Source organism: Winogradskyella psychrotolerans, assembly GCF_018860545.1.
GTDB classification, from domain to species: Bacteria; Bacteroidota; Bacteroidia; order Flavobacteriales; family Flavobacteriaceae; genus Winogradskyella; species Winogradskyella psychrotolerans_A.
Window position 1 is genome coordinate 21,125 of sequence record NZ_JAHKPN010000058.1, and the last position, 12,512, is coordinate 33,636.

10 protein-coding genes are annotated in these 12,512 nt (G+C 31.5%); 3 read left to right on the top strand and 7 right to left on the bottom strand.

Features of this window, described 5'->3' with window-relative positions; all coding sequences use genetic code 11:
- Positions 1-32: 32 nt before the first annotated feature.
- From KO515_RS18600 to KO515_RS18620, 5 genes are all read right to left on the bottom strand, one after another.
- Positions 33-1,697, bottom strand: a complete 1,665-nt coding sequence (locus tag KO515_RS18600; RefSeq protein ID WP_215937849.1) for a leucine-rich repeat domain-containing protein — start codon at positions 1,695-1,697, stop codon at positions 33-35.
- A gap of 41 nt (positions 1,698-1,738) precedes the next feature.
- The gene (locus KO515_RS18605; RefSeq protein WP_215937850.1) at positions 1,739-2,308 is read right to left on the bottom strand and encodes a hypothetical protein; all 570 of its coding nucleotides are present in this window, start codon (positions 2,306-2,308) and stop codon (positions 1,739-1,741) included.
- Positions 2,309-2,331: 23 nt separating this feature from the next.
- A complete protein-coding gene (locus tag KO515_RS18610) occupies positions 2,332-2,565 on the bottom strand; it encodes a hypothetical protein (RefSeq protein ID WP_215937851.1) in 234 nt (77 codons plus the stop codon).
- Positions 2,566-2,808: 243 nt separating this feature from the next.
- Complete coding sequence (locus KO515_RS18615) at positions 2,809-3,546, bottom strand: LytR/AlgR family response regulator transcription factor (protein WP_215937852.1); 738 nt, start codon at positions 3,544-3,546, stop codon at positions 2,809-2,811.
- Positions 3,543-5,732, bottom strand: coding sequence for a tetratricopeptide repeat protein (locus tag KO515_RS18620; protein ID WP_215937853.1), 2,190 nt, complete (start codon positions 5,730-5,732; stop codon positions 3,543-3,545). Before KO515_RS18620 ends, KO515_RS18615 begins: the two co-directional genes overlap by 4 nt.
- 388 nt (positions 5,733-6,120) lie before the next feature.
- Between KO515_RS18620 and KO515_RS18625 the strand changes: the two genes are divergently transcribed.
- Positions 6,121-7,380, top strand: coding sequence for an aminotransferase class I/II-fold pyridoxal phosphate-dependent enzyme (locus KO515_RS18625; RefSeq protein WP_215937854.1), 1,260 nt, complete (start codon positions 6,121-6,123; stop codon positions 7,378-7,380).
- A gap of 76 nt (positions 7,381-7,456) precedes the next feature.
- Here the strand turns inward: KO515_RS18625 and KO515_RS18630 are convergent, their stop codons facing one another.
- The gene (locus KO515_RS18630) at positions 7,457-8,575 is read right to left on the bottom strand and encodes a GTP cyclohydrolase (protein WP_215937855.1); all 1,119 of its coding nucleotides are present in this window, start codon (positions 8,573-8,575) and stop codon (positions 7,457-7,459) included.
- 20 nt (positions 8,576-8,595) lie between these two features.
- A complete protein-coding gene (locus KO515_RS18635; RefSeq protein WP_215937856.1) occupies positions 8,596-9,564 on the bottom strand; it encodes a transporter in 969 nt (322 codons plus the stop codon).
- Positions 9,565-9,696: 132 nt separating this feature from the next.
- Between KO515_RS18635 and KO515_RS18640 the strand changes: the two genes are divergently transcribed.
- Both KO515_RS18640 and KO515_RS18645 read left to right on the top strand, forming a co-directional pair.
- On the top strand, positions 9,697-9,972 hold the full coding sequence (locus tag KO515_RS18640) for a DUF4834 family protein (protein WP_215937857.1): 276 nt from the start codon (positions 9,697-9,699) through the stop codon (positions 9,970-9,972).
- Between the two features lie 82 nt (positions 9,973-10,054).
- Positions 10,055-12,487 carry a YfhO family protein gene (locus KO515_RS18645; protein WP_215937858.1) on the top strand — a complete coding sequence of 811 codons (2,433 nt, stop codon included), beginning with the start codon at positions 10,055-10,057 and terminating at the stop codon, positions 12,485-12,487.
- Positions 12,488-12,512: the final 25 nt, after the last annotated feature.

Consider the following 12,512-nt stretch of genomic DNA (forward strand, 5'->3'; position numbering starts at 1 on the left):
ATTTCCTTATATAAAACTTGGCACTAACTAAACTAATTAACTAAAACTTTTTTGGTAATTGTTCCTCTATCAAACTCAAGTTTTAAAACATAAATACCGCTTGCAAAAGAAGATGTTGCTATTTCATTCTGTGTCCCTATAGCAACTTTAGCTCCTGTAATACTGTAAATGGTATAGTTTTGTAACCTATTGTCGTTAGAAGAAATTACTTTTATGGTATCTGTGGTTGTAAATACTTTTACATCATTGGTTAAAGTAAAATTAGTAGTACTTAGTACTGCGTCTTCCGTTACTGGATTAAAACCAGACCAATCAGCTCCAGTATTGGGATTTGTAACATATATATCCGTAGTACCTAAAGGAATATGCAAAGCAGTATTGCTACGATCAAAAATAAATGTGTCGTTTACACCTGTGGTTACAGTTGGCGGAACGGTAGCCAACGACGTAACATTAGCTAATAATGGATTATTACCAAAAGCAAGTAAGCCAATCTCAATTACATTGCTTGGTATTGTTATATCTGTGAAATTATTATCTACAAAAGCGCCAATTCCTATAATTTCAACATTATTACCTAATGAAAGACTTGCAATAGAATTAGTAGCAAAAGCTGTAGTTCCTATAACAATTACGTTGTTTGGAATCTCTACAGTTGTTAAGCTATTGAGTTCAAAAGCAGAAATACCTATATCAGTAACACTATCTGGAATAGTAACACTAGTAATACCTCTATTGTAAAAAGCTGAATCTCCAATTTCTGTTACATTAAATGTTGTAACAGAAGGAATAGTTATAGCATTAGGAATACTAACAGCTAAACCATTTGATGCATCATAATCAGTAACTTTAGCTGTTGTTGCAGAAGTTGCTTCAAATACCATTTTAAAACCTGTCCATTGCGCTCCTGCGTTAGTAACGTACTCATCAGTAGTATTGCCAGTTAGAATTAAATTAATAGCGCTTCGGTCACTATTAAAAGAGTCATTAAAACCAGTTTCTATAGTTGTTATTGTTGGTGGTATTGTGCCTAATGAAATAACATTGGCTAATGGGTTAAAACCAAAAGCTTTACTGCCAATACTGGTAACACTTTCGGGTATGACTACATCTGTAAGATTATTGTATGCAAAAGCATCAAAATCAATATTGGTTACACTATTGGGAATATTAATACTGGTTAATTGATTACTTCCAAAGGTTCCATAGCCAATACTGGTTATGCTATTTGGAATGGTTACACTTGTTAATTGATTAAATTGAAAAGCTATAGCACCAATATTGGTTACACTATTTGGAATGGTTATACTTGTAAGTTGATTATCAGCAAAAGCTTGTTGTCCAATACTAACAACGCTAGTAGGAATAGTTACATTCATTATTTGATTAAATGCAAAAGCATCAAATCCTATATCAGTAACGGTATTTGGAATCGTAATATGAGTTAACTGATTGTTTTGAAAAGCACCATTTCCAATGCTAGTAACCATATATGTTGTAACATTATTAACAACTGCTGTTTGTATATCAACAACTGTACCTCCAGACATATCATAATCTATAGGCTTTACAGTATTTGGCGATACAGAAGTAACTTCATAAGTTATATAATCTATCACAAACGTATCTCCAACGGTTTGTGAAAACCCAATCAACGATACAATGAGAGCGAATAAAATAAGTAATGATTTTTTCATGATTTTTGGTTTTAAATTTAGGTTTATAGTATAATTTGGTTTTAATAATCCATTGTAATCAGATCTCCTTTAAGATCATATCGAAACGTAAAGGTTGTGCCTCCATGTTCTGGCTTCAGCATAACTGTATATTCTGTTTTAGAGACATCACCATTTTTTGGAAACTTTACAAATGCCATAGATAATGTTGGGTTCTCTAACTTTTTGTCTTCAGTTAGTTTTTTGTTAGCTTTTTCAGCTAATTCTCCTAAAGTGGAAAGATTAATTTGTTCATCTAACTGAAACATATAATCTTCTGCTTTGGTGCCTTGTGGTACCTCTAAAGAGATTTCTGAGTTTTGGTTCCATATACCTTGGGTCTGATTCCATTGTCCCATTTTTAAAGAACTAGGATCTTCAGTTACCGTAACACTTATAATATTGCCTATAGATTTATTGTAAGTTATTGTTAAATCGGTGTAATAGGCTTCGTGGCCAAATTCACTTTTTATTTCGCTTTCTATGTCAGCAAAACCATCTGCAGTTGCTGGTTGTTTTCCTGAATCTTTTCCGCAAGACATTAATGTAGAAATTGCTATTACTAGTATTATTATATATTTTATTGTTTTCATCTTAATTTTGTTTATTGTTAATTTTATAGTTTGTCTACATCGAAGTCAAGATCTAGATTGCTTCCAAAGAATAAAAACAATGAACCACCAACAACAATTAAGAGTATTCTAATAATCCATCCCATGGTATTTCCCCATGCATCTACCCAAGCGAGTAACCTAATGTTGTAATTAAAAACAGAAAGAATTATAGACATAATTCCCATGACAGCAAGTAAAAGGCCTCCTTTACCTAAATTTGATTTAATAGTTTCCATATAATATATTTATCTATTTGAATGATAAATGTATATGGTACAAGTGAAGTATGAAATAGGAAATGTATTTCTGAGGTTTCAGATTACATAAGCGTTATGTTTGAAAATATATTTGAATTATAAAGAATGTAATTTTACTCGATAAACGAATCAAAATTGTAGTCTTATGATTGTTAAAGAATAAAAATTGTTCCGTAATGACCTATGATTTAGATATAAGCATTATAGCAGCTGTAATCTTAATTACTTATTGCTCCAATTAAGAAAGGTCGCTAAAAAGGATTCTTTTTTTCGGGTAGATACTGGTATTTTCTTACCATTTTTTAAATGAATGGCTCCAGACTTATCATATTTATCTATAAATTTTAAGTTTACCATAAATGATTGATGCGGACGAGTGAAACTTGCTTTAGAAAGTTGGTTTTCAAATTCCTTTAACGTTTTTGAAACCATATATTTTTTATTATCGTGGCAATAAAACGTGGTGTAGCCTTTATCAGTTTCGCAATAGAGTAGCTCATTTAAATCTATAACTTGATAACTATCGTGAAGTGATAATAATAATTTATAGCCTTCATTATTCCAAATTTGTTTAGCTGTTTGTATTTGTTTATTTTGCGTAGCGAATGGTAATGCAGTGACTTTTTGTATAGCCATTTTAAGTTCTTCAACATCTACAGGCTTTAGAAGATAATCAACAGCACCAATTTTTAAGGCTTGTAAAGCAAACTCTTCATAGGCAGTAATAAAAATAACTTTAAAACGTAAGTGGTCAGTTTGATCCAAAAAATTAAAACCAGAACCATCAACAAGATTAATATCTAAAAATATCAACTCAGGTTGGCAAGTATTGGTTACTATTACAGCCTCTTTTACAGATTCACATTCACCAATAACCTCTATATCTTTAGCTATTAATTGTAATAAATTACGTAATCCTTTTCTTATATATGCTTTATCTTCTACAATCAATGCTTTCATGATGTCACGTCAATTTTATAAGGAATCACTAAAGTCACTATTGTTCCTTGTTTGTTATATTTTTTTCTATCCTCAATGTTAATAGTCCCTTTCATTTTAAAATCTGTAGACAAAACTTTTAAACGTTCAGATGTTATAGTCGTTGCCAAAGATTTTTTATTTGCCTTCTTATTTTCTATTTCGGCATCAATACCAATTCCATTATCTGTAATAGTACAAATTAATTCTTTGTTAACATATTTAAGCCAAACATCTATTTTCTGATTATCTTCTTGGTTTTTAAATGCATGTTCAACAGCATTTTCTATAAATGGCTGAATAAGCATAGGTGGCACTTTAAATGTCGTAGTGTCTATTGTTTCATCTACTAAAATGGTGTATTGAAATGCTTCATTTTCCTCTAAGTTTTGAAGCTCTAAATAATTATTCACAGCTTCTAACTCTTCATTAAGAAAAACTATTTTATCTCTAGAATTTTCTAAAATAATTCGTAATAATTTCGAGAATTTTGACAAGTAAAATACGGCTTTTTTATTTTCTTTATTCAAAATCATACCTTGTAAAACAGACAAGGAGTTAAATATGAAATGAGGTGTCATTTGAGAACGCAATAATTTTTGTTCCGTAATAATATGTTGATTTTTGGATTTAATATTTTTATATTTTTGATAGTAAATAAACGCACCAGATAATATGGAAACTAAAAGAAAACCAATAATAGCCAACAAATAGTTACGTTGTGTTTTTTTTAAATTAAGAGATGTTGCAGTTACCGTTTTTGTTAGTTTTAATTCTCTTATACTAGCAGAATCTAGAGCTTGTTTGTATTTGTAATCATATTCTAACTGTGTTATTTTTTCAACATTTTCTTTATTGAAAATACTATCATTTAACCTCTTATATTGTTTGAAATTTTCAAAAGCTAGTTTGTAGTTGTTTGTGTTTTCATATATTTTACTTAGCAATTCTGAAGCAATCCTTTGTTGTTCAAGTAGTTTTAATTCTTCAGCTATTATCTTGCCCTTTAAAGTAAAAGAAAGTGCTTTTTTATATTCTTTTTCGTGTATATAAGTTTCAGCAATCCCTAATAGACTATAAGATAAGTAATCTTTTATTCCTGCGTTTTGACAAATATATTTAGCTTTAACAAAATTTTCTCTAGCGGTTACGGTTTTTTTTAGTGATAGTTTAACTTCTCCAATATTGACAAAACAAGCAGAAACATGTTTTACATTATTAATATCTTGACTTATTTTTAAAGATTTGTTATAGAATTCAAGTGCTTTAGTATACTCTTTTTTAGATTTATAAATATTCCCAATATTAGAATAGTTTAAGGCCACAAGCCCTTTGTTCTCTTTTTGTAATGAAAATTTTAAAGATTGGTTTTGGTATTCTAAAGCAGTATCGTGTTTTTCTAAATAGGTATAAATTGTTCCTAGGTTATTAAGTATATGAGCTAAACCAAGCGTATCTTTACTTGTTTTTCTATATTCTATGGCCTTATTAGCAGATTCTATAGCCAATGGATAGTTCCCTTGTACCTTATAAAGAATACTTAAGTTATAATTTATAGTCGCAATGTTAATTTCATCATTAAGTTCTATGCTAATATTTAATGCTTTTTTGTAATTTGAAATAGCTTCATCGTATCGTCCAGTTTCAGCGTAAACATTCCCCATATTTATTAGGCTAGTAATAAGGTAAGTTTTGTTTTCTAGGTTTTTATGAATTTCATATGTTTTTAGATAATAGAATATAGCCTCGTCGTATTCAGCTTGAAAAAAATGAGTCTTTCCAAAGGCATTATAGATTGATGCCATACCACCTTTGTCATCAATGGATTCATACAGTTTTAGTGATCTATTAAAATAGTCTAAACTTGATTTATGATTAGATTTTATACTTTCAAGAATCCCGCTTATGTATATAACTTTTGCTTCCCCTTTAACGTAATCTAAATCATGGCTTAATTCTTCTGCATTTTTTAGATATAATTTGGTGGCTTCCAAATCACTTTGAAAAGAATAAAATGCCAAATTATTCAGCAAATTTACTTTAGTGGTATCATTTTCTTTATGATGAGATAATTCGTTTTTTAAACTGTCTATAGCTTTAGTTTGCGAGTAAGCATTAGTAGAGATAGTTAGAATTAAAACAATTAGAAATAAAACGAAAATCTTCATAAATGTTTTATGTTTATATTAAAAATTCGGTATTCGCCTTTTAAATTAACTATCAAATAAAATCAAAATAGTTATGATATGATTTACTAAAGTACAAAGAATCTTTTTCTGAGGCAGTTAAAGATATAAGCGTTGTGTTTTAGTAAATAAACGTTTTAGAGAAAATATAAGAATGGTAGATCTTTTGAGTTAAGCGAATTGATTTTTATAATTAGAGGAGGTCGTACGGTATTGTTCAAAACTTAGTTAATACTTAATTAAATAAATTATGCAGTCATAATATAATTAATTAATTTTGCGAGCACTAACTATTTTAAATTAATTAAAATTAACGGTTTATTACACGCTTAATTCTGTGTAATACATTGATTAATAGCAAACTTACAGCATGAAGGATTTATTTGCAAAGATTTATAAAGATAAAGGACCACTTGGAAAATGGGCAGCTCAGGCTGAAGGATATTTTGTTTTTCCTAAGCTTGAAGGTGAAATCTCCAATAGAATGACATTTCAAGGGAAAGACGTAATCACCTGGAGTATTAATGATTACTTGGGTTTAGCAAATCATCCTGAAGTGAGGAAGGTAGATGGTGAAGCAGGTGTAAAATACGGTTCTGCATATCCAATGGGAGCCAGAATGATGTCTGGCCATACAGATTTGCACGAACAATTACAACGTGAACTTGCTGCTTTCGTTCATAAAGAAGCTGCATACTTATTGAACTTTGGATATCAGGGTATGGTATCTACAATTGATGCTTTGGTCGCTAAAGATGATATTATTGTTTATGATGTAGATGCACATGCTTGTATTATTGATGGTGTGCGATTACATATGGGTAAACGTTTTACTTATAAGCACAACGATATTGTAAGCTTAGAAAAAAACCTTGAGCGCGCGACTAAAATGGCAGAGCAAACAGGTGGTGGAATTCTTGTGATTTCAGAAGGTGTTTTTGGAATGCGTGGAGAACAAGGACGCTTAAAAGAAATAGTTGAATTGAAGAAGAAATTCAACTTTAGATTTTTTGTAGATGATGCTCACGGATTTGGTACACTTGGTGCTACAGGCGCTGGAGCAGGTGAGGAGCAAGGTGTTCAAGATGATATCGATGTGTATTTTGCAACGTTTGCGAAATCTATGGCGAGTACAGGAGCATTTATTGCAGCCGATCAAGAAATTATCGATTACCTAAAATATAACTTGCGTTCTCAAATGTTCGCTAAGTCCTTACAAATGCAACTCGTTGTTGGTGCATTAAAACGTTTGGACATGTTACGCACCATGCCAGAACTGAAAAAGAATCTTTGGACGATTGTTAATGCTTTACAGTCAGGTTTAAAAGAACGTGGTTTTGATATTGGAACAACGCAAAGTTGTGTAACTCCTGTATATTTAAAAGGAAGTATTCCTGAAGCGATGGCTTTAGTAAGAGATTTACGTGAAAATTATGGCATATTCTGTTCTATAGTAGTTTACCCTGTAATACCTAAAGGGTTAATTTTATTAAGAATGATTCCTACGGCAACGCATACATTAGAAGATGTAAAAGAAACATTAGATGCTTTTGATGCCATAAGAGAACGATTGGTTAACGGAACGTATAAAAGAATGTCTGCAGCATTAATGGCAGCAATGGGTGAGTAATAAAGTTACCTAAGCATATAAAAAAAGGTCATCGCTTATAAGTGATGACCTTTTTTTGTAAACTACCAACTAGTTTTTACAAGTCTTTTCGTAGTGTTTTTCTTCGAACATAAACTTCGGGATCAAAGTGTTTCCATATTTGTTTAATGGCTACGTTGTCTTCAAGTTCTGGAGTTCTGTAACAAGTTTCGATTCCTTTTTGTTTAAAAGTCTCATAATATTCATCAAATATAACGGCATGTACTCCTTTATTTTGATAGTCTGGATGAATTCCTATGAGATAGAATATAACATCTTTGCTATTTTTTTTAGCTTTTAGAATGTGAGAAAATCCGAATGGAAATAATTTCCCCTTTGCTTTCTGTAAGGCTTTGGCAAACCTGGGCATCACTACAGCAAAGCCAACGAGTTTATCGTGTTCATCAACTACAAATTTGATATACTCCGGATTAACAAAACTGATAAATTTCTTTTTAAAATATTCTTTTTGAATATCCGTAATTTCTACAAAAGAGGATAAGGATGAATAACTTTCATTAAACAAATCAAACATGCGATCGGCATATGGCATTACTTCTTCCGTTTTTGTAAGACTAAGTGCTTTTAACTTATAACGTCGTTTAATAAGTTCTTGAGCTTTTTTGAAAAATTCGGGTTTAACATTTGAAAACGGAAATTTACTTTCAGAATATGCTTTCTCAACACTATAACCAAAATCCATATAGTGGTTAATGTAATACGGATGGTTATACCACGTAATCATGGTTCCTAAGTGATCAAAGCCTTCGGTCATTATGCCAACCTTGTCTAAATTAGAGAAACCTACAGGACCTTCCGTGTAACTTAATTGATGTGCTTTACCAATATCTTCAACTGTAGATAATAAGGCTTTACTCACTTCTAAGTCGTCAATAAAATCAAACCAACCAAAACGCATTTTTTTGATGCCTTGTTTGTCTACTTCAAGCCAGTTAATAATCGCAGCAATTCTACCCACAATTTCACCCGATTTATAAGCTAAGAAAAATCGTGCTTCGGCATCTTTAAATATTGGGTTTTTATCCTTATTGAAAGTTTCTAACTCTTGTTTAATTATAGGTGGAATCCAATATTTAGAATCTTTATATAGTTTAAATGGGAATTGAACAAAGGCTTTTAAGTCTTTTTTTGATGTGGCTTCTTTAATCGTTATCATGTATGTCTGAAAGCTATAAATTAAGAATCGAAATCCTCTGTTTTCTTATCTTTTTTCTTTTCTTTTTTCTTCTTTTTCTTGAAATTACCGTTGTTGCCATTTCCATTATCAATTTCTTTATCCTTATGGAAATCTAATCGATATGAAGCTCCAAAAGCAATATTGAAGACAGTAGGAGTATCTTTAGTATTAAAGGCTATATTAGCATCTAACTGAAAATCTTTAGTCCAAAGATAAGCACCACCAAACCTAAAAATATTATCAGCGTAAAAATCGCTTTTAATCCCTTGTGTTTCTCCAAATACAACCCATTGTGGAGTAAACGAGTGCGTCAATGTAAAAATATATTGAAAATCGGATTGATCTGTACCAATTCTATCTTTTATTAAATTCATTACAAAAACCCAACCATTATTAAAATTGTTTTGGGTGGCAATCATTATTTTAGGACTAAAACCTTCAATTCCTGGAGCTGTATAAGGATTGTCTTTCGCATCAAAATTAGCTCCTGCATAAATAGAAACTGCAGGTATTAGGGATTTCCAATTAAATTTACTGTTGGCGTGAAAACTGTATAAATTCGGTTTTGCTTCTTCCATATTCTTATAGGGATCGTAAACCAAATATTTAGCACCTAACGTGAAGCTTTTAAAATTAGAGCGCTTCTCTTCTATTGGAATTAAAGCATTATTGTAGGTAATATTATCATTCTGATAGACACCATCAACCGATAATTCTAATTGTTCAAAAAGGACACCATATCTTAAACCAAAATCGAGACCAAATCCTGAAACCTCATAATTAGAAAGGGCATGTTCTTCTTTTACAGAAAAAGCACCAGCTTCAAATTGAACAATTCCTGTTCCTACAGAAAAAGCACTTTTAGATACACCCGGTCGATTAGAGTTTATAACTTCGGTATATTGCCCGTAAGCTGAATTAAAACTGATAGCAAGAATTAATATAGGTATTGATTTGAGTATTCGCATTGGTGATGGATTTAAAACCATTTGGTCTATGTAGATTAAAGTCAAATATAGATATTTTATAGTTTTTTTAAGGAATTTAATCGGATTATAAATGAGTATAATCGTATTTTTGATGATTATATTATGTTTGTCATGGGATTACTGAGAACTATTTTAATTATTTTATTGGTTTATTTCGGCTTTAAGATTCTGGCACGTCTTTTTGCCCCGATACTGTTGAAATTTGCAGCAAAAAAAGCAGAAGAGAAGTTCGGTGGCCAATTTGGAGGCTTCCAAAACCCAAATCAACAAAGGCAAAAACAAAAGCAAAAGGAAGGAGAAACCGTTATTGATAAAATGCCGAATCAAAGTAAATCTTCAAATCCAAAATTAGGAGAATACATCGATTACGAAGAAATTGATGAATAGATTTCTTTCGAAAAAACGAATTCTATACCCTTTTTCAAAAAAAATAACTACTTTTCAGAATTAGTCAATTTAAAGCATTCTCATGTCATTTAATATAAAACGTTTATTGCCGCATATCTTGATTTTATTAGGATTTGTCGCTTTGTCTTTAGCCTATTTTAGTCCTGTGTTACAAGGCAAAAAAATCAACCAAAGTGATATCATGCATTACATTGGTATGGCGCAACAACAAAAAGAGTTTGCTAAAACCACAGGCGAAGAAACCTATTGGACTAATAGTGCCTTTGGTGGCATGCCAACCTATCAATTAGGGGCAAAATACCCGCATAATTACATTAAAAAACTCGACTTAACCTTACGGTTTTTACCACGACCAGCAGATTACTTATTCTTATATTTTATAGGATTTTATATTCTATTATTGTCTTTAAAAGTTGACTTCAAACTCGCTGCCCTTGGTGCCATAGCCTTTGGGTTTTCAACCTATCTTATCATTATTCTTGGTGTTGGACATAATTCTAAAGCACACGCTATTGCCTATATGCCATTGGCGTTAGCCGGTATTATATTGACGTTTAGAAAGAAATATAGCCTAGGATTTTTATTAACCACTATTGCTTTAGGGTTAGAAATTGTCGCCAATCATTTCCAAATGACCTATTACCTTTTACTTTTGGTTTTAGTGTTAGGCCTAGCGTATTTGATTGATGCTTATAAAAAGAAAGTTTTACCTCATTTTTTTAAATCGGTTGGATTATTGGCTTTGGCAGCCATTTTAGCTGTAGGACTTAATGCCACAAATATAATGGCAACGCAAGAGTATGTTAAAGAAAGTGCGCGTGGTCAAAGTGATTTAACGATTAATCCTGATGGTTCTCCAAAAGCAGTTACCACCGGTTTAGATAAAGACTATATTACCGAATACAGTTATGGTATTTTAGAAACTTTAAACCTCTATATCCCTAAGTTTATGGGTGGTGGCAACTATGAAGATGTCGGTAAAGATTCTGAAACCTACAAGGCGTATATTAACTTAGGAGCTTCACCAATTGAAGCGTTAGATGCAGCGAGAAATGCACCAATGTACTGGGGAGATCAACCTATTGTTGAAGCTCCTGCTTACGTTGGCGCCGTTATTATTTTCCTTTTTGTACTAGGACTATTTTTAGTAAAAGGCAGATTAAAATGGTGGCTTGTTGGTGGTACAATTTTGTCATTATTATTGTCTTACGGGAAAAACTTAGGTTTTCTAACAGATTTCTTTATTGATTACGTGCCATTATATAACAAGTTTAGAGCCGTAAGTTCTATCCAAGTGCTTTTAGAATTGTGTATTCCAGTTTTAGGGATTTTCGCCTTATCACGTTTATTTAATGACTTTGAGAAAGACGAAGAAAAACTAAAAGCCTTAAAATATTCAGTGGGAATTACAGCAGGTTTAGCGATACTATTTTTACTGTTTAAATCTTCATTATTTGATTTTGAAGGCTTAAGGGATGATCAATATATTAGTGCATATGGGCAACCATTTGTGGATGCCATTATTGAAGATAGAAAGTCTTTAATGACTGCTGATACTTTAAGAACTTTAATTTTAGTTTTACTTTCGGCAGGAACAATTTTCTTATTCTTAAAGAAAAAATTATCAGAAAATTTGGTCGTGGTTGTTTTTGCTGTGCTAATCCTTTTCGATTTGGTCACGGTGGATAAAGAATATGTAAATAACAATGATTTTATTTCAGCGGTTAAAGTGGATAAACCATATCAACCGAATCAGGCTGATAAAGAAATATTACAGGATAAAGGTCATTTTAGAGTGATGGATATGTCTAATGATGGACAGCGAATGCCAGCCAAGGCAGCGTATTATCATAATTCTTTAATGGGCTACAGTGCGGCTAAATTAGGACGTGTAGAGGAGTTGTTAAATTTTCATGTCTATAACAATAACATGAATGTGCTTAACATGCTAAATACTAAATATATTATAGCAGAGGACCAAGGACAAATTTTCCCATACACCAATACAGATGCAAATGGCAATGCTTGGTTTGTCTCAAAACTTAAAGTTGTTGCTAATGCCAATGAGGAAATTATGGTGTTAGATAGTTTAAATACCAAAACGACAGCTGTTTTAGAACAATCTGTTCAGTCTGAAAATAATTTAAAAACAACATATCAATTAGATTCTTTAGCGTCTATTGAATTAAAGGAATTCACACCTAATTATTTAAAATACGAATCAAATAACACATACGAAGGTGTAGCGGTGTTTTCTGAAATCTATTACAAACAAGGCTGGAATGCTTATGTTGATGGTGCGTTAACACCACATTTTAGAGTGAATTACGTATTAAGAGCTTTAGATTTACCAAAAGGAAATCACACCATAGAGTTTAAGTTTGAACCTCAAGTTGTAGAAACAGGAAGCAAAGTCGCTTTAGCGAGTTCTGTTATTTTGGGCATTTTATTGTTGTTAGGGATATTTTATTCTTTTAAAAATATAAAAGACTAATTGTCGTTCCTGCGAAGGCAGGAAT

Coding starts and splice junctions, on each gene's coding strand:
- KO515_RS18625 (WP_215937854.1), top strand. CDS start 6,121: ATGAAGGATTTATTTGCAAAGATTTATAAAGATAAAGGACCACTTGGA.
- KO515_RS18605 (WP_215937850.1), bottom strand. CDS start 2,308: ATGAAAACAATAAAATATATAATAATACTAGTAATAGCAATTTCTACA.
- KO515_RS18620 (WP_215937853.1), bottom strand. CDS start 5,732: ATGAAGATTTTCGTTTTATTTCTAATTGTTTTAATTCTAACTATCTCT.
- KO515_RS18600 (WP_215937849.1), bottom strand. CDS start 1,697: ATGAAAAAATCATTACTTATTTTATTCGCTCTCATTGTATCGTTGATT.
- KO515_RS18615 (WP_215937852.1), bottom strand. CDS start 3,546: ATGAAAGCATTGATTGTAGAAGATAAAGCATATATAAGAAAAGGATTA.
- KO515_RS18645 (WP_215937858.1), top strand. CDS start 10,055: ATGTCATTTAATATAAAACGTTTATTGCCGCATATCTTGATTTTATTA.
- KO515_RS18635 (WP_215937856.1), bottom strand. CDS start 9,564: ATGCGAATACTCAAATCAATACCTATATTAATTCTTGCTATCAGTTTT.
- KO515_RS18640 (WP_215937857.1), top strand. CDS start 9,697: ATGGGATTACTGAGAACTATTTTAATTATTTTATTGGTTTATTTCGGC.
- KO515_RS18630 (WP_215937855.1), bottom strand. CDS start 8,575: ATGATAACGATTAAAGAAGCCACATCAAAAAAAGACTTAAAAGCCTTT.
- KO515_RS18610 (WP_215937851.1), bottom strand. CDS start 2,565: ATGGAAACTATTAAATCAAATTTAGGTAAAGGAGGCCTTTTACTTGCT.